The following is an 18,879-nucleotide window of genomic DNA, read 5'->3' on the forward strand; positions in this document are numbered from 1 at the left end:
CGGTCATGAATCTGGTGCGGGCCGGGCGCTGCGGAAGGTGCGACGGTAGGCGTCCGGAGGCACGCCGACGGTGCGGTTGAAGTGTCGGCGCATCGTGGTGGCGGTTCCCATGCCCGCCGCCTGCGCGATGGCGTCGATGCTGTTGTCGGTGTTCTCCAGCAGTTCCTGGGCGCGGCGGATCCGCTGCGTCGACAGCCACTGCAGGGGAGTGGTGCCGGTGATCGACCTGAAGTGGCGGGCCAGGTTGCGGGAGCTCATGTTCGCCTGGCGGGCCAGATCCTCCACGGTCAGCGGGCGGTCCAGCCGTTGCATCGCCCAGGGGAACAGGTTGGCGAGGGGATGGTCGTCGCGGGCGGGCACCGGGGTGGTGACGAACTGGGCCTGCCCGCCGGCGCGGTGCGGCGGCACGACCAGGCGGCGGGCGACGGCGTTGGCGACCGTCGAGCCGTGGTCGCGGCGGATCAGGTGCAGGCACAGGTCGATCGCGGCCGCTTTGCCGGCAGAGGCGAGCACGCTGCCGTTGTCGACGTAGAGCACGTCCGGGTCGACCGTCACCCGGGGATAGCGGGCGGCCAGCGCGTCGGTGTGCGCCCAGTGCGTGGTCGCGTGCAGCCCGTCCAGCACCCCCGCGGCGGCCAACACGAACGCACCCGTGCACAGCGAGACCATGCGAGCGCCCGCCTCGTGGGCCGCGCGGACGGCGTCGAGGAGGTCGGGTGGCACGTCGGCGTCGATGTCTTCCACCGCAGGGATGATCACGGTGTCGGCGCGGGCCAGTCGGTCCAGCCCGTCGTCGGGTTCCATGCGGAACCTGCCGATCCCGACCGGGCCCGGGCCGCAGACCACGAGGTCGTACCACGGGTCTGCCAGGCCGGTGGGGTCGCGGACGAAGACCTCGCAGGCCATGGCGAGCTCGAAGTGCAGCATTCCGTCGGTGGCGGCGAGCGCGACAGTGGCCATGTCCGAAAGTGTATGGGCCGTGGCGTTCCCGACACTGGTTCAGGCCGGGCGCCTCGGAGAGGATCTTCTTAGTCGATCTTCCAAGGAACAGGGGAAACCGCAGATGAGCTCAGGTCAGACGGTGGCGGTGTTCGGTGCGTACGGGCACACCGGGCGGTTCGTGGTGACGGAGCTGCGCGACCGTGGGTTCGTCCCGCTTCTCATCGGACGCGACGCAGGCAAGCTCCAGGCCCTGGCCGCGTCGCATCCGGGCCTCGAACACCGGGTGGCGTCGGCCGACGACCCTGCCTCGCTCGATCAGGCGTTGAAGGGCGCGGCCGCCGTCATCAACTCTGCCGGCCCGTTCGCCTCGACCGCGGCACCCGTGATCGAGGCCGCCCTGCGCGCCAGAATCCCCTACGTGGATGTGGCGGCCGAGATCGAGGCCAACGTCGACACGTTCACGCACTTCACCGACCACGCGCGGAACGCAGGGGTCGCGGTCGTCCCGGCGATGGCCTTCTTCGGCGGACTCGGCGATCTGCTGGTCACGACGGCGATGGCCAACTGGGTGGCGGCCGACGAGGCGCACATCGCGTACGGGCTCAGTAGTTGGCACCCCACGGCCGGGACCCTCGCCTCCGGCACCGTCTCACGGGATCGGCGCGACGGGCACCGTGTCCGCTACACCGGTGGCCGGTTGGACTACTACGTCGACGAGCGCGACCTGCCGACCCTGACGTGGGACTTTCCCACCCCGGTCGGCACCCGGACCGTCCTCGGCGACTTCACGATGGCCGACGTCGTCACCGTCCCCAGCCACCTGTCCATCCCCGAGGTGCGTACCTACATGACCACCGACGCGGCCAACGACCTGGCCGCTCCCGACGCATCCGCCCCGAGCGCGGTCGACGAGCGCGGCCGTTCCGCGCAGACGTTCACCGTCGACGTGGTCGTGCGCTCCGGCGACACGCAACGACGCGTCGTCGCCAGCGGCCAGGACATCTACGCCATCAGCGCACCCCTGGCGGTCGAAGCGGTCCGTCGCATCCTCGCCGGTCAGACGAGGACGAGCGGCGTCGCCTCCGCCGGCGAGATCTTCGACGCGCCCGACTTTCTCCGCGCGCTGTCCGCGCACATCTCGGTCGAGGAACGGCCCGAGTCGCGAGTGCCACTGCTCGCCTGATCGGCCAGCCACAGTGACGGCCCGGACTGTCGACGATGTTGTCGGATCAGCGGGTGGGGTTGGTCAGTCGGTCAAGTTCGGTGGAGGCAAGTCGGCGCAGGGTCTGATCGGGGTCGTTGGCGTATCGGTGCAGGATCTCCGGGGCGGCTTCGGGCGCGAGGTGCCGCGCCAGAACCGCGACCCGCTGACGGACCATCGCAACGGGGTCGTCCACCAGGCCCGCAAGAAGCTGCCCCCACTGCGATGGGCCGACACCGGCGCTGGCGAGTCCGCTGATGGTCGCCGCCCGAACCGTCGGCTCGTCGTCCCGCGCCAGCAGGATGAGCTGCGGCCGCACCCGGGGATCCGACCCGACTGCCTTCGCGAGCGCTTTGGCGGCGTGGACCCGCAGCTGTGGGTCCTTGTCGCCAGCCAGCGACAGCAGCGCGGTGACCGCCGCCGGGCCGCCGACCGAGCCGAGGGCCTCCCCGGCACGCTCGCGGACGTGCCGGTCGGGGTCCTGAAGAAGTCGCTGCAACGTCGGGGTCGCCTCGCGCCTGCCGAGTCGTCCCAGCGCGCACACGGCCGTGGACCGCACCTGCGACACCCGGTCGGCGGCGAGGGCGACGAGTGGCGCCAACGCGTCAGCTCGACCGGTGGAGCCAAGCCTGCTCGCCGCCGCTGCCCGGACCTGCTCGTCCGCATCACCAAGCGCCAGGACGAGCGCACGAAAGGCCCTGTCGTCGTTGGCCGGGTCCGGGATCGAGCCGACCGCGATAGACCTGACCTTCGCGTCGGCATCGGTCATGGCCGCAGCCAGCAGCTCGACATCGTGTGCGTCGACCACGAACTCCAACGCCCACAGCGCCACGCGACGCAACTCGGGCGCGTCGTTCGTGGCCAACTCACGCACCACACGCCGGCTGGCTGCCCGGTCTGCGCGCAGCAGCTCGATAATCTCGGTCTGCAGGCTGTCCTGGTCATCTCCGAGATCGCACGCCGAGGCGATCAACAGCACCGGCAGCGCTGCCACCCCCTCGATGCCGGCCAGAACGCCGGCGATCAGGTCCCGGCCGTAAAAGTTCTCCTCGTCGAGAAACCGGTCGAGGGCGTCCCGTAGCAGCGGTAACAGCGTGGCGTCCCCGCAGGCCGACAGGGCGGCGAGGGTCGACGCGATGTCCTCGTAATCATCTTCGAGCTCCACGGCATGCCGGACCACGGCCTGCAACGCCCCACGACTGTCGAACACCCTGGCACCATGCCACACCCCCCAGGCGGAATCAGCGTGCCAGCCGTAAAAATCAACTCACCCCCGCAGCAGAGCGGGGGCGTCTGCTCCCGCAGCGGATTGTCTATACAGAGCACTGGCTGCCACGTGAAGGTTTTGCACCGCGCCAGTTCTGGCGGCGCTGAGACTAAAAGGACCGGCACGTCGGCGGCGGCGTAATCAACCTTGAGGACTGGATGAGGATTGAGGCGAGGCACGCTCACGCATCTGATCCGAAGCCTCGGCGAGGCGGTCCGGATTCGTCCGGATGACGGCCTGCGCCCTTGTCTCATGCCGGTTGGCGTCCTGCGGCGTCCTGTCGAGTCCGAGCCTGTGGCTGCCAGGATGTCCGCCGGACGGTGGGCGGAGGGAGCGAGCGGTGGGCGAATGGTTCGAGACTATTGCCGACGTCGAGGCAACCCCCGAAGAGGCTGACCATCTGGGGGCCGAGGTGCTGTCATGGCTGGTTGAGCAGGGCATCGTCATGGCCGAACCGACGGACTGCATCCTCGGCAACCGAGGGCACCGCCCCGGGCCGAACTACGCCGCCGCGACCGTCGAACCATGGGATGACCTACACGAATTCGCCACTAACGGATTCCGCGTGGTCACGGGGCAGTCAGTGTTCTACTCGATGGGCGTCGTCCAGGTCGGCTGCCCACACTGCAAAGCAGTTGTGGTGGACGATCAGGACCAAGACTCTTGGAGCGACTTCTCACCGGTCATCGACGAGTGGTACCAGGGTGGGACCGGCGTGCATGCATGCAGGCACTGCGGCAAGCCTGTCGGCATCAACGAGTGGGGGTGGAGCCCGCCCTGGGGCTTCGGCTACCTGGGATTCGAGTTCTGGAACTGGCCCACGCTCGACCCCGGCTTCGTTGCCGCCGTGTCCTACCGGCTGGGCCACCGGACCGTCCGACCATACGGAAAGCTCTAAACCCTGCCTTGCAAAGATCAAGACTGCTGCCGGCCAGCGTCGACTACTGCCGCTGACCTGCTCGTCCTGTCGACTCGCGTCGGCTCATGACCGGGCCGGTCTGCTGGCTTGGCTGTACGAATGGCTGTACAGCCACACGGTTTAGGAAGTGTGGCCACGGGCGGACGCGGCTCGGCAGTGACCTGGCTTGGCCTGCGCGGCCATACCCTCGGCCACGTCCAGGAGCTGACCGCCGTTGACCCTCGGTTCCCGTCCCATCGGGCACGGAGCGGGCACGCCCCGCTCCCTCGGGTCGCCTGCATTGCTGGCTCTCCTGCTGTACGCGCCTCTCGGATCACTGATCTCCTGCCGGCCCTCGCTCCGGCTGGCTGGGCAGAGGAGTGCAGGTGCTTTCGCCGGTTCTCAGCAACCAGAGCACCTGATCGGGTGCTGGCATGGGCAACGGGTCACCGAACGAGTGGACCTCCAGCTCCGCGAGCTGCCCGCTGGCAAGGAAGAGCAAGATGCCTCCGAACCACTGCCCTTGTTGATCGGGAAACTGTCCTTGCACGCGCACCGGAGTCTGTGCCGGTGAGGCGGGAAGGTTCTTGCCTTGTGGGAAAAGGTGGATGGTCCCGCATCCACATCCGCATCCGGGGCGGGCCATGACGTCTCGCGCTTGCACCCGGAGCTCCTCAACACCTGCGAAGTTGTGGCGGAGAAGTGCTTCCAGGACGCCGGCCTCGTTCGCGCTTAGGTGCCGTAGTGGCGGATCTGGCTCTGTCACGGCAATAGCTTAGGCGCAGGTGGCCGAAGCGCCTTAAGCTCATCTCCGCCGTGAGTCCGCACATCGTGGGACGGGCCTGTCCCCCGGTGTCAACACAACGATCCACCGTGTTGACACCGGGAGACAGGTCTGTTCGGCTTCGCCCGGACTCGCGGTGGAGGTGGGCGGCCTCATCTCTGTCGAAGAGCCCCGCCGGAGGCATGTTCTGGCACTTGGCGCGGCTGTCAGTACCGGCCGATGCCGGCGCTTGCGCCGCCAGCAGGCCGAGCGCGGCCGGCGCGGCCCGGTTGCGGGCCGCCTTGATCCTTAAGAGGTCAATTCGGCAACGCGACGCGGTCGAGCCGCGGTCGAGCCTGTCCCTCCGTCGACTGACGTGCGGCACGCGTCCGCCAACTGATCCGCCACAGTCGGCGCGCGGAATGCGGCAGATCCGGATACTGAGTCGCCGTAGTAGGGCCAGGAAGGCTATCCGCTCCGCGGGTGCAACCCAGATGCCGGATAGCTGTCTGATGTGGTGGACCATGGGCTTCACTCGGCAGGTTCCCGACGCTTCGGGCGGCCATCGCTGTCACGCTGGGCGACGCGCGACTTGCGGCGATGCCGTGCCATACTGCGGCACGTGCACGCGACCGGGGAAGTGCAGATGACACACCTGCCCCAAGTAAACAATCTCAAGGTGGGGTCGTCCGGGTCAGGTCGATGATTCGCGCCCGTGTCGGGCCGGGTGCCTCGGCCGGCTCTCAGCCGCAGGTGCTGGAACGGTAAGGTCACGGAGTCCAAGTGATTGGTTCGGGAGCCCCTGCTGGCGTATATTCCACCGCAGTCGGCTTTCCGTCCTTGGGTACCTTGAACTCAAGCCAACCACGAACGCAGGTCCCGACCTTGATTTCCTTCCGGTCGGGATACTCGGGCTTCATGCCGTTGCCGCCAGCGTGGCCAGTGCTCTTGATTGAAGCGTCCCCGAATTTCAATACCCAGTTTGAGGTGCCAATCGAGACAGCGGAGTATCCCTTGGGTAGTTTTTTGAGGCAGTATTTGAGGTCGATCGCGCCATAGACATAGGCACTGTCTGATGGCTTTCCGAATTGCGTGGCGTTGTGCTTGTAACCGTAGAACGTGATGGTCGAGGTGTTCTCGTCAAAGGGAATCGCATCGCCAAGCTTGTTCCCTGCGGGTGCCGAGGGCGGCGGGGCCGATGGGACCGCGCTGGCGCTTTGGCTCGGAGCGCTCGCCGCGGTGGACTCGGTGGCTCCTCCGCATCCCGCCACTGTCATGGCCACCGCGACCGCGATGGAGGGGATCATGGTCTGCCTCAAGTGCACCCTTTTGCTCCTATGCTCAGCTTGACGATCTATGTACTGCCGATCGGCCACGCCTCGACGCCCAGCCAAGGACGACCTTCGGGACATCTACCGACGGGAGGGAGGGCCGGCGGATCGCGGCTAGCTAGGGAAGGTAGCCCATCGACTATCTTCCCTGGGGGTCGAGGCAGGCGGTCAGGGTCTTGCGAGGCGGACCAGGAAGACCGTGGCGGCGATGAGGATTAACAGGGTCGGCCCCGTACGTCACATGTACAACCTCGCCCATGCTGGTCAAAGGCGGAGGGCCCGGAAGTGAAAGTCCGCCATAGGTTGATCATGTCACTGCCGGTATCGACGAACCATCCGCTCATCGGCATGACAGGACGTTTCGTCGGCGGCTCCTGCCGCCCCTAGACCTCTGGGACCTGTCGCGCGTCACCTGGCAGAGTTGCGTCGCACATCAGCTGTTGGGCTCACTCTGGTGTAGAGCCCTGGCCAGCTCGGCCATGCCGTCTGTGCCTTCGGTGATGTGTCAGGTGCTCTTGAGATGCAGAGACAGGACCAGCGCAGAGGAGACCGCGAGCTCACGGCCGAATACCTCGTCCCGAGGAACGAACACAATGGCTTGTCCCTCGCCGAGGACCACGTCCTTCTGCCGCGCCCTAGTGGTGCCACTGAACACGTGGACCGTCACAGTGTGAGGGAAACCGGCCTCGTACGGACGCGGACCGCTCCACAGAAGGTGCAGCTCGTCCGCCGTCAAACCCGTCTCTTCCAGCAGCTCCCGGCGGGCCGCCTCCTCAAGTGACTCGCCGGGCTCGACATGGCCGCCTGGCAGACTCCACTGATTCGGCGAGGCGGCCACATTCTCATCACGGTGCTGTAGGAGCACCGCGCCCGAGGCATCGACAAGCAGCAAGAGCGCGACCTCATAGGTGGCCACCACCGGATCATGCCACGCCCGATACACGCGAAGGACCTCGCAGCGCCACTACATTAGCGGACCGTGCGTCAGGTCGGGTAAATCGGGGTTCGCCATCGCGGAGACGTGTCGTCCGAGTCGCTCGCGTTCGGCTACCGCCCGCAGGATCCGCTGTCGAGGTGGAAGTACCTCGTGTTGGCCCATCGGCAGAGCCGGACGCCGACGACTATGCCGGCGATCGTGACCAAGGCGGGGAGGTACCCGCTGGCGACCTGCACGATGGGGATCGCCGGGCAGCCACCCGAGATCGCCCAGCCCGAGCCAAACAAGATCGCGCCCGGGATTACGCCGGCGTGGATGCGACCTGAGGTGCGGCGGACGCGCAATACGGCGAATACCACGACGATGATCGCTACGGCGCCGGCGAAGGCCAGGAGCATGCGAAGCTCCTGGAAGGTGAACATACGGTTCAGTTCGGCGTAGTCACCGAACCCGATGTTCGCGACGGTGTAGCCGAGAGCCAGCCCAGCGATGACGTTGGCGACGAGTATCCCGTCCCGGGTACGCATCAGATCACCTTCCACAGCAGGAACGACACGAGGACGCCGGTGCCGAAGAAGATGGCAGTCGCGACGATGCTGACCGGCTGTAGCCGCCCACAGCCATTGAGTCCGTGACCGCTGCTGCACCCTCCGGCGAGACGGGTGCCGAAGCCGACGAGTACACCGCCGATGAAGAGCGCGCCGATCATTGCGATCGGTTTGTCGGTCACGATCTGGCCGAAGGCGTCGCCCATGTCGAGGCGGAGCTGGAATCGGCCGGCGGTAACCGCCGCTACCCACCCGCCCACGAAAATCGACAGGAGCAGGGCGACCTGGCTGACCAAGGGCGCCGGGAGCAGGCTTTCCAGTGAGGAGCTCGGCGCGGCAGGTGGTTGCCCGTCCTGTCGCGGTGCCCGCGCGTCGCCGTGCGGGGTGGGATGAGCGGCAGGTGCAGCCGAACCGCCTCCGAACTGGTCGGCGGTGGCTGCGGCGAGAGCCGCTGTGAGGACACGTTCGTCAGCGAACTGAGCGTTGACCCGTTCGACACGGCGTTCGGCGCGCCAGTGCAGCACGCGGTCCCACGCCCCGGACACGCCGAAGGAGCGATCGGTCGTGACGGCGTAGTTGATGGTGGTGAGGGCGAGCCCGGCAGCCCCCGCCCACCAGGGCCAGTATTCAGTCATGCGGGACCTGCAATCCACTCTGCGAGTCGTGTCCACCACCGGGCCCCTGGCGGCGTCGGTGGGGTCGATGGGGTTCTGGAGGGGTGCGGACCCTCTGCCGGCGGCCGGGTGTTGAAGCCTTGAGCGGGTGCCGGTACCGGGTTGAGCTCCCGGGCCGGCACCGGCTCGAACCGCTGAGAGGACCCCGAGCGAGCCGTGACGGGGGTGTCTCGCGCCGTGTCTGACCCCATGCCGGCGGGTCGGCGCCCCAGATACAGCGCGTCGGCTCCATTCGGCGGGAGCGTGATCGGTACGAGCTGCTCGCGTTGAGCAGGGGGAAGAGGGGGCGGTCCTGAGTGTGTGAGCAGTCCATGTCACTCCGATCCGGCCAGCTTCACCCGGCGAATGGGTGGGATGGCATGAGTTGGAGGGGCAGGTCTCGGTCAGCCAGCATACCTACCATATGGACGACTGGCGATCGAGGAGCGGTCATGTCGGCAGCCGCTTTGATCAACGGCCCGGTCACGCCCTACTACGGCCCGTCGCGGTCGTAGTACCGCGGCCTGGAACACCCAGCAAGCCCGCGATCTGGTGATGGTCGGCCTGTCACTCGAGCAGTGGTATCCATGCGGCGGCGACGGTTCCGTCGCGTCGCGCCTCGGCGAGCCGTTGAGCCGGAGGCGGCTCGGGGTGCACTGCCTGCTGCAGGGGACCAACTCCGTAGACGACGGCGACGGCGCCCAGCGCCCTTGCGGCGGTCGTCCAAGTGGACGGTATCTCGGCGACGCCGTGGGCGAAAACATGACCGGTCGGGTCATGCAACGCGAGACCCTTAGCGCTCAGGCTCACACCCCAGGTGGTCACCCTCGCCGGATGTGTCGCCGATGGCCAGCGCGGCAGGCCCAACAAGATCGCCGCCTCCACCTGCGCCTCGCACCGTGAGCCAGTGAGGGTTTCCGTCCACGCGGCGCTGGCTGGCTCGAACCAGGCAACGGCGACCACAGCCGGTCCGTCGGCGTGAGAAGGCTGCCCTGGCTGCGGGACGGGAAGAGGAGCAGCCCACGGCTTCTCCTGGCTCGTCACCCACACGTGCAGCCGTTCACCGCCGCGGCATCTCGCATCATCGGCGACGGCAAGCACCCATGCATCGCTGACCATGTCTCCCACACCTGAGTGATCCGGGTGGTTTACCGGTGGAGTCGGCTCCGCAGCACCTGTGCTTTCCGCAGCCGGTAATCCATCCGAGACCTCTCGCGATGTTGCTGACGTATACGGGCGGGGTGCGTCCACCGGTTGATTGGACCTGGGTACTGCCGCAGGCGCGGGCCTGAACGCGTCGACTCCATTCGGCAGGAGCGTGATCGGCACAAGCTGGCCTGTCTTGTACAGCTGGTACCGAGCACATGTCGGCCAGCCCTCCGCACTGTCGCAGTAGTGGTTACGCCAGACGCGCAAGCTCGCGTTGAGCAGCGGGAAGAGGGGGCAGTCCTGAGCGTGTGAGCAGCCCACGTCACTCCGATCCGGCCAGCGTTACCCGGCAAATGGGTGGGATGGCATGAGTTGGACGGGCAGGTCTCGGTCAGCAAGCATGCATACCATATGGACGACTGGCGATCGAGGAACGTTCATGCCGAACGCGGTCAACGGCCTGGTCGGCGACAAGTCCGGCGGTGGTCGCCCTGGGCACGTCGTGGGGCTCCCGGAACACTCCGAGCTGGTATTTCTCCGACAGTCCCGCCGTGCTCGAGTTTGACGCTGCACTCCCGCCGACTTAACTGCCTCCTCAGACGGCCGGCCTCATCCACGATCCTCCGTGTCGGCGTCGTGACTCCTCGACCTTGCGACGCAATCGCGTGGTCCCCACCAGCACACATCCTGATAACCGATCGTTCACCTCTTTGGGGTTCGGTGATTTGGCGGATGGCAGGAGGCGCGGCTACCTTGTGCAGCGCGAAAGAACGGCCGTTCTTCTTCAGGGGATCCAGGACCATTCGTAGCGGCCGCGTTCGCGGCGAGGAGCGAGACAGGCATGAGCAACACCGCTGATCGGATGGCGGCGGCGTACTTCGACGCGATCGAGGTTCTCTGCGGGGTGACCCCGAAGGGCTGGTACGCCGAGCGCGGCACGGCCCGGGCAGCGGTCACGCACGCCGCCATCGCGGGGCTGAACGTGGCCTACGACACGACGCCGGAACCGGATCTCGGGGCGCTCGACGCGATGGCGACGGAGGTCGGCAGGCAGGCCCCGCACTGGTCGATCATGGTTCGTGGCGAGGCCGGCGACGAGATCGCCGATCTCGCCGCCCGGCACGGGTTGATGGAACGCAGTGATCTGCCGTTGCTCGCGTGTACGGCGGATGACATCGTGTTCCGGGCCGGCGCGGCACAGCGGACGTCGGTGCGGCGGGTCGGCGCGGCCGAGAACGACCTCTACACCAGGACTCTCACCGAGAGCTTCGAAGCTCCCGAGGGTGCATTCGGCTCCTTGATGGACGGTGGCGTACTCGACGCCAGCTCCATCACCGGCTATCTGGCCGAGGACTCCGGTCGGTCCGCCGGCACCGGGCTCGGGATGCGGACCGCCAACGTGATCGGCGTGTTCAACATCGCTGTCGTTCCCGCCGCCCGAGGTCGTGGCCTGGGACGGACGATCACCGAGACCGTGCTGCTGGACGGCATCGCGGCCGGCGCGGACGCGGCCTACCTGCAATCCAGCGCGATGGGTCGGCCGCTGTACGAGTCGATGGGCTTCCGTCTCGTGGAGAACTGGACGGTGTTCCAAGCGCGCTGACGTCAAGCACCAGACCCATCTGACCGGGCATCATGACGCGCGTGTGGGGGAGAACCGATGAACTTCAGCGAGAACGTCCGCTCGGCCTTCCGGCGCGGGGAGACCGACGCCGTGGTGCGCATGAGCGAGGCCGAGATCCAGCGGGCGCAGGCGGCCGGCGATCCGGCGGGCGAGGTGGAGGCCCGGTACAGCCTGGCCAGGGTCGCCATCCGCGGCGGTGACCTGCCGGGCGGCGAGGCCCGTGCCCGGGAGGCTCTCGAGGTCGCGGTGCGGTCGGGCCAGCGGAGCCTTGAGGAACGGCCGAGGCACGTCCTGGCCGCTGTGGCGCGCATGTCCGGCGACCTGCTGAAGGCCCGGGACCTGTACCGGGAGAGCATCGCCCTCAACGAGGCGCTGAACCACCCCGAGACGGTCAACTCCGAGTATCACAACCTCGCGTTCTGCGAACTGGGTCTGGGCAATCTCGACGCGGCGAGGCAGTTGTTCGCTGAGGGCCGCGAGCGGGTGTTCCGCAACGGCTGGGCGGACTTCGTGCCGTACGTCTGCGTGGCGGGCGCCGCGCTCGCCTCGGTGGAAGGGGACCACGTGCGGGCGGCGCGGATGATCGGCGTCGCGGACGCGGCGTTCGCGTCTCTCGGCCAGGTCCCGGATCCTGACGACGCGGCCGACCTCGCGAAGGCGCGCGCCGCCGCGACCCAGGTGCTCGGCCCGGCCGCCTTCGGCGAGGAGTACGCGCGAGGTCAGCTCCTCGACCCGCAGGCGGCCTTCGCCGACGATCGCCGCTGACGCGACAGTCCTTGCTCGACATGCCGAATTCTTCGTCGTCAGGGACCGGTGGCTGGTCGATGAGTTTGGGATGATGCGCCGGTCTACCTACCGACATCACCTGACTCGAAGGGATCACCCTGATGGCAAAGGTCATCTCCACGCTGTTCATCTCGGCCGACGGTGTGGCTGAGATCGACCCCGACTGGCACTTCCCGTACTTCGACGAGAACATGGGTCGGGCTGTCGGCGAGGACTATGACGCCGCTGACGTGCTGCTCATCGGCCGCGAGACCTACGACAGCTTCGCGGGGGCCTGGCCCGAGCGTGAGGCCGCGGATGGAGAAGACGCGTCGTTCGCCAAGCAACTGGGCGACGTGCGCAAGGTGGTCGTGTCGCGCCAGTCGTTGGAGTTCTCGTGGCGCAACTCGGAGCTGATCGAGGGCGATCTTGTCGGTGCCGTCACGGCGCTGAAGGCCGATGCCGGGAGCAGGGGCATCCTCATTCCAGGGTCGATCTCCGTGGTGCAGCAGCTGCTCGCCGCAGGGCTGGTCGACGAGCTGCGCCTGCTGGTGCATCCGGTGGCGGCGCGTAAGGGCCGCAAGCTGTTCGACGAGGGCGACTCGCCGTACCACCTGAGTGTGACGGCCACGGAGGTGTTTCCGACGGGTGTGATCCGGGTGATCTACGCGCCGGGTCCGGCGCCGGCCGAGGCCGGCTACGACGAGATCAAGGACCAGGTTCCCGCAGGGGAGTAGCCCGCCTTCGTGGGGGAGGGCATCGCCTGGCGCTGGTCACGCCGGGCGGTGCGGCGGTCGTGGCCCGGCTCAGGCTGTCACAGGCTCGTGTAAAGATCGTCGCCGTGAGCGGATGGATCTACAACGATCGACCTGAGGGCGCCAGGTTCCTGGCCGAGCGGATCGCGGAGCCGGGCCGTGGGGAGATCGAGGACGAGATCTGGGACTGGGTCGTGCGTGGCGAGGACGACGCCGACGAGTTCGTGGACTACTTCGACGAGGACGACCAGCGTCATGGCGCGACCGACGAGGAGCTCAGGGCGGCGTACCAGAGGGCATTGGCTGTTCGGCGGGCGCAGCAGCGCGAATGGGGTGCGGTGCGGAGCAACCTCACCCGCGCCTTCGTCGAACTCAATGACATGGGTGTGTTGGCCCGGGAGAATTTCACTTGCTGTGGCACCTGCGCGGCCGCTGAGATCCACGACGAGCGGGATGACTCCCGGCACTGGCGCGGATACCTCTGGTACCACCAGCAGGACACCGAGTCTCTGCTGGCGAGCGAGGACGGCGAGGTCTACCTCGGCTACGGTGCCTATCCGCCGGCGGACTTCGACGAGGCCGCCTATGCCGCCCTGTCGGAGGACCAACAGCAGGCCCGCTACCAGGCCGACCTGGAACGGCTACTGGACGAGGTCGCCTTTCCGGTGCTCCGCAGGTACGGCATGCGGGTGGAGTGGAACCGCGAGCAGTCCAAGCGGATCCGCGTGACCGGCGCCCAGTGGTATGCGCCCCTGGTCTGAGGCCGACGTCACGAGCGTGCCTGCTTCGGCAAGGTGAGGATCTCGGCGCCGTCGCTGGTGATGGCGATCGTGTGCTCACTGTGTGCCGTCCGGCAGCCGGTGGCGCTTCGGAGCGTCCACCCGTCGGCATCGGTGACGAGGTCAGCGGTGTCCGCCATGACCCACGGCTCCAGTGCCAGCAGCAACCCGGGGCGCAGTTTGTATCCACGGCCGGCCCGCCCGGTGTTCGACACGTGCGGGTCCTGGTGCATCGTCGATCCGACGCCGTGACCGCCGAACTCGGTGTTGATCGAGTATCCCGCCCCGCTCAGGACCGTGCCGATGGCATGGGAGATGTCACCGATGCGAGCCCCGGGCCCGGCAGCAGCGATCCCCGCGCGCAGTGCCCGTTCGGTTGCGCTGATCAGCGCGACGCTCTCCGGGGGGTTCGAGTCGCCCACGATGAAGCTGATGGCCGAGTCCGCAACGACTCCGCCTGCGGAGACGGCGAGGTCGAGAGACAGCAGATCGCCGTCGGCGAGCGTGTAGTCGTGGGGCAGCCCGTGGAGCACGGCGTCGTTGACCGACGTGCAGATGTAGTGGCCGAACGGCCCGCGTCCGAAGGAGGGCTCGTAGTCGACGTAGCAGGACAGCGCCCCGGCCTCGGCGATCATGGTCTGGGCCCACCGGTCGATGTCCAGGAGGTTGGTACCTACCGCGGTGCGGCTCTTCAGCGTCTGCAAGATGTCGGCGACCAGGGCACCGGCCTCCCTCGCTCGGGGCAGGTCGGTGGGGTCCAGGATCTCGATCATGCGGCGCCTTCCTCCGTAACCAATAACTATCCCGGCCATACTATCCCGGTACTAGAATCGGGGGCATGGTCAGGTTGCCGCTCACACCCGCAGAGCTGGAGCGCGGGCAGCGCCTCGGCGCCCTGCTGCGTCGCGCCAGGGGGCAGCGCTCGATGCTCGAGACCGCGCTCGACGCCCGTGTCTCACCGGAGACCCTTCGCAAGATCGAGTCCGGTCGCGTGGCGACCCCCGCCTTCCCGACCATCGCGGCGATCGCCGACGTCCTCGGCCTCTCCCTCGACGCGGTGTGGGCCGAGATCAACCAACCCGAACGTGTCGTCGTACCGACCGGCTCCGGTCGCAACGCACCTGCGCGGTTGGCCTCGTGAGGCTCAGACCGCTGCTCGACTCGGCGGGAGCCCTGAGCGGATCGCGTCCAGGCCAGCCCCAGGCCCGGGACGACGACATCGACATCGACAGTGTGCCGACCGCCGAGTAGGTTACCGGCGAGTCGGTCTGGCGATGGTGGACGGGGAGGCCGTGTGGCCGGGAAGCACCGTTCGTGGTGGGGCTGGGGGCACGCCGAGGACGCGGTGACCGGCGCGGAGGCCACCGCGTTGACAGACCGGGTGCGTACCCTGCTTCCCGGCGTCGACCTGACCGAGCACGTCGCGCCGCCGGTGACCGAACTCGGCCTGCGGTCATCGCGGGTCGATCCGCCACCGTCACTCGCCCGGCTGTGTTCGACGGACCTGGCCGACCGGGCGGCGCACACCCACGGCAAGGCGTTCCGGGACGTCGTCCGCAATCTGCACGGGGACGTCCACGACCCGCCGGACCTGGTGGTCCGGCCGGTGACCGAACAGGACGTCGTCGACGTGCTGGACTGGTGCGCGAACCGGGACATCGCGGTGATCCCCTATGGCGGCGGCTCGTCGGTGGTCGGCGGCGTGGAGCCGAGGCTGGGTGACGCCTATCCCGCGGCGGTCAGTCTCGACCTCGGCCGCCTGGATCGGGTGGTGGAGGTGGACCGGACCAGCCGGGCGGCCCGCATCCAGGCCGGCGTGTTCGGCCCGGCGCTGGAGGACCAGCTCCGGAGGTACGACCTCACACTGCGGCACTTCCCGCAGTCGTTCGAGTTCTCCACCCTGGGCGGTTGGTTGGCCACCCGCGCCGGCGGTCACTACGCCACCGTCCTCACCCACGTCGACGACCTGGTGGAGTCGATGCGGGTCGTCACCCCGGCGGGCACCAGCCAGTCGCGCCGGCTGCCCGGCTCCGGCGCCGGCCCGTCCCCGGACCGGCTGTTCCTCGGCTCGGAAGGCGCGCTCGGCGTCATCACCGAGGCGTGGATGCGGCTGCAGGACCGGCCCCGCTGGCGGGCCGGCGCTTCCGTGCACTTCACCGACTACGACGAGGCGGTCACCGCGACCCGGGCCATCGCCCAGTCCGGTCTGCACCCGAGCAACTGCCGACTGCTCGACCCGGCGGAGGCGCTCCTCAACGCCGGAACCGCCACCACCGGCGGCGTGCTCGTCCTGGGATTCGAGTCCGCCGACCATCCGGTCACACCGTGGCTGGACCGCGCCGTCGAGCTGTGCCGCGACCACGGGGGAACCCTGCCGGAGCCACCCCGCAGCGACGACTCGCCCGGCCCCCGCCAGCGGACCGCCGCCGACGCCTGGCGGTCGGCGTTCCTGCGGATGCCGTACCAGCGTGACGCGCTCGCCGCCCGCTCGATGATCGTGGAGACGTTCGAGACCGCCTGCACCTGGGACCGGTTCCCCGCCCTGCGTGCCGCCGTGCTCGACGCGGCCGACGCCGCGCTCCGCGCCGTCGCCGCGACCGGCGTGGTGACCTGCCGATTCACGCACGTCTACCCGGACGGCCCGGCCCCCTACTTCGGCGTGTACGCGACCGGCCGCTGGGGCGCCACCCTCGCCCAGTGGGACCAGATCAAGCAGGCCGTCTCCGACGCGCTGCTCGCCGCCGGCGGCACCATCACCCACCACCACGCCGTCGGCCGCGACCATCGACCCTGGTACGACCAGCAGCGTCCGGAGCCGATGGCGCTCGCGCTGCGCGCCGCCAAGAGCGCACTCGACCCGTCCTGGATCCTCAACCCGGGCGTCCTGGTCCATCCCGCCCGCTGACGACAGCGTCCTGAGGTCGCTTGTGCGTCCATCGATAGTCGTGCACCATGGGGCATTCGTGAAAGTCGATCACCTGTGTGTGCGGGCAGGGAGGCGGGATGGCGGTACGCGTCGCCGGCCCGGATCTCCCTAAATCTCATGGAGGACACGTGGTAACGAGAAGGAGCCTGCTCGTCGCTGCCGGCGCGGCGGTGGTCGCCGGCGCGCCGCTGGCCCGTCCGGCCACGGCCGCGTTGCCGCAGGTGGACATGGAGGCGTTGATCAAGGCCGCGCAGATCGACCCGCGCCGGCCGGACACCGCGCGCACCGAGGGTGCCAGGGACAGCGTCCTGCTGGTGGAGCGCGCCCTCCAGGCCAAGGGGCTGCTGTCGTCGACGTACGTCGACGGGCACTTCGGCACCAGCACGATCTCCGCGTACGCGGCGTACCAGCGGTCGCTCGGCTATTCCGGCCTCGACGCCACCGGTCTTCCCGGCCCGTCGTCGCTGCGGTCGCTGGGCGAGGGGCGTTACGACGTGGTCAAGGCGATCTCGCCGGGAAGTGTGGTGACCCTGCGCGGGGTGCAGGTCAACACCCGCACCAGGTCGATGTTGTTCGAGGCCGAACGCCTGCTGGGCTATCAGCTCAGCATCACGCAGGGCTCGTACAGCAGCGGTGTGGGCGCCTCCGCCGGCACCCATGACGGTGGGGGAGCGCTCGACCTCTCGGTCAGCGGTCTGTCCTCGGCGACCCGGACGGACGTGCTGCGCCGGCTGCGCACGGTGGGCTTCGCCGCCTGGCTGCGCACTCCCGCCCAGGGGGACTGGGGCTACCACATCCACGCCATCGCGCTCTCCGACACCGACCAGTCGACCGGCGCGCAGAACCAGGCCGGCGACTACTACCTCGGTCGCAACGGCCTGGCCAACCGGGGTGCCGACGACGGCCCGGTGGTCAGCCCCAAGCGGACCTGGGAGGAGTACCAGCGCACGCTCTGAGGGCGGGTGGCCTGGCGGAATCTCAGGCGGCGTTCTCGCCTCGGCGGGGGAGCTTCCAGTCGGGCCGTACGAAGTGGCAGGTGTATCCGCCGGGGTTCTTCTCCAGGTAGTCCTGGTGTTCCGGTTCGGCCTCCCAGAATGGCCCGGCGGGGCTCACTTCGGTGACCACCTTGCCCGGCCACAAGCCCGACGCGTCGACGTCGGCGATCGTGTCCTCCGCGATCCGCCGCTGCTCGTCGTCGGTGTAGAAGATGGCCGACCGGTAGCTGACTCCCACGTCATTGCCCTGACGGTTCTTGGTGGTCGGGTCGTGCACCTGGAAGAAGAACTCCAGGAGGTCCCGGTACGACACCTGGGCGGGGTCGAAGGTGATCTCGATCGCCTCGGCGTGGGACCCGTGGTTGTAGTACGTCGCGTTCGGCACATCCCCGCCCGTGTATCCCACCCTGGTGGTGAGCACGCCAGGGCGCTTCCGGATGAGGTCCTGCATCCCCCAGAAGCAACCGCCGGCCATAATCGCCTTCTCAGCCGTGTCCGTCATCGCTCCGCCCTCCCGTCCGGGTGCTCGAAAGCACGGTCACGTACGTCGTCCCGCCGCCACGTCGACGGACGCAGCACCGACGATGGTCTTGTCGCCGTCGTTCTGCACATAGCCGACCACCGAGGCCTTTCGAGGGTCGAGAGTTGACGGCACCTCGAGGTCGACCTGCCCGCGCTCCGTATTCATCGGAATCGACGTGAAGGCGCGCACCACGCCGTCCTGCCGAAGCCGCCGCCCGGCGTTCTCGCCCCGGGGTACGTCGTTCTCCAGGCCACGTTCCACGACCGCCACGTTGAACGCCGCGGGCTGCGGCAGTCGCCCGGCTTCGAACTCCACCACGACCCGGCGTCCGTCGCCGGCGTCCTCGGGTGCCTCCTGCAGCGACAGCGCGAGCGGCGTGGTGTTCACCGCCTCCGAGAGGGCGGAGTTGATCGCCATCGAAGCCAGCCGGCGGTCGGATCCGACGAACTCGACGGCGCCGTTGACGATCATCTGGGGGGTGTACAACCCCCGGGAGCCGAGCGCCCGCGCGTACGCCTCCTGGCGCAGGGTGTGCGCCTCGGCGCCGAACGGGTCAGCCCAGCCCAGGTGGTCCCAGTAGTCGACATGGAACCCGAGCGCGTAGACAGGCTGGCCGCGCTCCCGGGCGTCGCGGTCGATCTCGGACAACACGTCCTCGGCGGGAGGGCAGCTGTTGCAGCCCTGAGAGGTGAACATCTCCACGACCGCGAAGCCGCCGGGGGCCGGTGGCCGGGCGCTACCAGACCCGGAGCCCGGTGTGTCCGTCATGGCGCATCCTCCTCGGTCGGTCCCGCTGGCGGCCCTGATCTTCCCGCTCCAGCGG

At 68.5% G+C, this 18,879-nt stretch carries 19 protein-coding genes and 1 pseudogene; 10 read left to right on the forward strand and 10 right to left on the reverse strand.

What is annotated here, in order from left to right; translation table 11 throughout:
* Positions 1 to 3: 3 nt before the first annotated feature.
* Positions 4 to 960 carry a helix-turn-helix domain-containing protein gene (locus ACTWLT_RS14385; protein WP_445318808.1) on the reverse strand — a complete coding sequence of 319 codons (957 nt, stop codon included), beginning with the start codon at positions 958 to 960 and terminating at the stop codon, positions 4 to 6.
* A 103-nt stretch (positions 961 to 1,063) separates the two neighbouring features.
* Between ACTWLT_RS14385 and ACTWLT_RS14390 the strand changes: the two genes are divergently transcribed.
* Positions 1,064 to 2,125, forward strand: a complete 1,062-nt coding sequence (locus ACTWLT_RS14390; RefSeq protein WP_445318809.1) for a saccharopine dehydrogenase family protein — start codon at positions 1,064 to 1,066, stop codon at positions 2,123 to 2,125.
* Between the two features lie 46 nt (positions 2,126 to 2,171).
* Here ACTWLT_RS14390 and ACTWLT_RS14395 read toward each other — a convergent pair whose 3' ends face one another.
* Complete coding sequence (locus ACTWLT_RS14395) at positions 2,172 to 3,353, reverse strand: HEAT repeat domain-containing protein (RefSeq protein WP_445318810.1); 1,182 nt, start codon at positions 3,351 to 3,353, stop codon at positions 2,172 to 2,174.
* Between the two features lie 68 nt (positions 3,354 to 3,421).
* On the opposite strand from ACTWLT_RS14395, the pseudogene ACTWLT_RS14400 reads away from it, so the two are divergent.
* Both ACTWLT_RS14400 and ACTWLT_RS14405 read left to right on the forward strand, forming a co-directional pair.
* A pseudogene (locus tag ACTWLT_RS14400) lies at positions 3,422 to 3,517 on the forward strand (pyridoxamine 5'-phosphate oxidase family protein); the annotation flags it as partial.
* A gap of 233 nt (positions 3,518 to 3,750) precedes the next feature.
* Complete coding sequence (locus tag ACTWLT_RS14405; protein WP_445318811.1) at positions 3,751 to 4,308, forward strand: hypothetical protein; 558 nt, start codon at positions 3,751 to 3,753, stop codon at positions 4,306 to 4,308.
* Between the two features lie 1,533 nt (positions 4,309 to 5,841).
* Here ACTWLT_RS14405 and ACTWLT_RS14410 read toward each other — a convergent pair.
* From ACTWLT_RS14410 to ACTWLT_RS14430, 5 genes are all read right to left on the reverse strand, one after another.
* Positions 5,842 to 6,396 (reverse strand): DUF4352 domain-containing protein, encoded by a 555-nt coding sequence (locus ACTWLT_RS14410; RefSeq protein WP_445318812.1) that lies wholly within the window; start codon positions 6,394 to 6,396, stop codon positions 5,842 to 5,844.
* Between the two features lie 511 nt (positions 6,397 to 6,907).
* Positions 6,908 to 7,318: an NUDIX hydrolase gene (locus ACTWLT_RS14415; protein ID WP_445318813.1), complete on the reverse strand. Its 411-nt coding sequence runs from the start codon at positions 7,316 to 7,318 to the stop codon at positions 6,908 to 6,910.
* 131 nt (positions 7,319 to 7,449) lie between these two features.
* Positions 7,450 to 7,866, reverse strand: a complete 417-nt coding sequence (locus ACTWLT_RS14420) for a YeeE/YedE thiosulfate transporter family protein (RefSeq protein WP_252414569.1) — start codon at positions 7,864 to 7,866, stop codon at positions 7,450 to 7,452.
* On the reverse strand, positions 7,866 to 8,522 hold the full coding sequence (locus ACTWLT_RS14425; RefSeq protein WP_445318814.1) for a YeeE/YedE family protein: 657 nt from the start codon (positions 8,520 to 8,522) through the stop codon (positions 7,866 to 7,868). The genes ACTWLT_RS14420 and ACTWLT_RS14425 overlap by 1 nt, the downstream gene beginning before the upstream one ends.
* A gap of 585 nt (positions 8,523 to 9,107) precedes the next feature.
* Positions 9,108 to 9,659, reverse strand: coding sequence for a hypothetical protein (locus tag ACTWLT_RS14430; protein ID WP_445318815.1), 552 nt, complete (start codon positions 9,657 to 9,659; stop codon positions 9,108 to 9,110).
* 871 nt (positions 9,660 to 10,530) lie between these two features.
* Between ACTWLT_RS14430 and ACTWLT_RS14435 the strand changes: the two genes are divergently transcribed.
* The 4 genes from ACTWLT_RS14435 (at position 10,531) to ACTWLT_RS14450 (ending at position 13,594) form a co-directional block, all read left to right on the forward strand.
* Positions 10,531 to 11,292 (forward strand): GNAT family N-acetyltransferase, encoded by a 762-nt coding sequence (locus ACTWLT_RS14435; RefSeq protein WP_445318816.1) that lies wholly within the window; start codon positions 10,531 to 10,533, stop codon positions 11,290 to 11,292.
* A 57-nt stretch (positions 11,293 to 11,349) separates the two neighbouring features.
* The gene (locus ACTWLT_RS14440; RefSeq protein ID WP_445318817.1) at positions 11,350 to 12,078 is read left to right on the forward strand and encodes a tetratricopeptide repeat protein; all 729 of its coding nucleotides are present in this window, start codon (positions 11,350 to 11,352) and stop codon (positions 12,076 to 12,078) included.
* A 122-nt stretch (positions 12,079 to 12,200) separates the two neighbouring features.
* Positions 12,201 to 12,815 carry a dihydrofolate reductase family protein gene (locus ACTWLT_RS14445; protein WP_445318818.1) on the forward strand — a complete coding sequence of 205 codons (615 nt, stop codon included), beginning with the start codon at positions 12,201 to 12,203 and terminating at the stop codon, positions 12,813 to 12,815.
* Positions 12,816 to 12,919: 104 nt separating this feature from the next.
* A complete protein-coding gene (locus ACTWLT_RS14450; protein ID WP_445318819.1) occupies positions 12,920 to 13,594 on the forward strand; it encodes a DUF6891 domain-containing protein in 675 nt (224 codons plus the stop codon).
* Positions 13,595 to 13,602: 8 nt separating this feature from the next.
* Here the strand turns inward: ACTWLT_RS14450 and map are convergent, their stop codons facing one another.
* Positions 13,603 to 14,385, reverse strand: a complete 783-nt coding sequence (gene map / locus ACTWLT_RS14455) for a type I methionyl aminopeptidase (protein ID WP_445318820.1) — start codon at positions 14,383 to 14,385, stop codon at positions 13,603 to 13,605.
* A gap of 65 nt (positions 14,386 to 14,450) precedes the next feature.
* On the opposite strand from map, the gene ACTWLT_RS14460 reads away from it, so the two are divergent.
* The 3 genes from ACTWLT_RS14460 (at position 14,451) to ACTWLT_RS14470 (ending at position 17,494) form a co-directional block, all read left to right on the forward strand.
* Entirely contained in the window at positions 14,451 to 14,753 is a 303-nt protein-coding gene (locus tag ACTWLT_RS14460; protein ID WP_445318821.1) for a helix-turn-helix domain-containing protein, read from the forward strand.
* A 153-nt stretch (positions 14,754 to 14,906) separates the two neighbouring features.
* A complete protein-coding gene (locus ACTWLT_RS14465; protein WP_445318822.1) occupies positions 14,907 to 16,517 on the forward strand; it encodes an FAD-binding oxidoreductase in 1,611 nt (536 codons plus the stop codon).
* A gap of 149 nt (positions 16,518 to 16,666) precedes the next feature.
* Positions 16,667 to 17,494: a peptidoglycan-binding domain-containing protein gene (locus tag ACTWLT_RS14470; protein WP_445318823.1), complete on the forward strand. Its 828-nt coding sequence runs from the start codon at positions 16,667 to 16,669 to the stop codon at positions 17,492 to 17,494.
* Positions 17,495 to 17,516: 22 nt separating this feature from the next.
* Here the strand turns inward: ACTWLT_RS14470 and msrA are convergent, their stop codons facing one another.
* Together msrA and ACTWLT_RS14480 are read right to left on the reverse strand one after the other, a co-directional pair.
* Positions 17,517 to 18,035 carry a peptide-methionine (S)-S-oxide reductase MsrA gene (msrA, locus tag ACTWLT_RS14475; RefSeq protein ID WP_445318824.1) on the reverse strand — a complete coding sequence of 173 codons (519 nt, stop codon included), beginning with the start codon at positions 18,033 to 18,035 and terminating at the stop codon, positions 17,517 to 17,519.
* Positions 18,036 to 18,071: 36 nt separating this feature from the next.
* On the reverse strand, positions 18,072 to 18,824 hold the full coding sequence (locus ACTWLT_RS14480) for a DUF1223 domain-containing protein (RefSeq protein WP_445318825.1): 753 nt from the start codon (positions 18,822 to 18,824) through the stop codon (positions 18,072 to 18,074).
* Between the last annotated feature and the right edge of the window lie 55 nt (positions 18,825 to 18,879).

Source organism: Micromonospora yongxingensis, assembly GCF_052601155.1.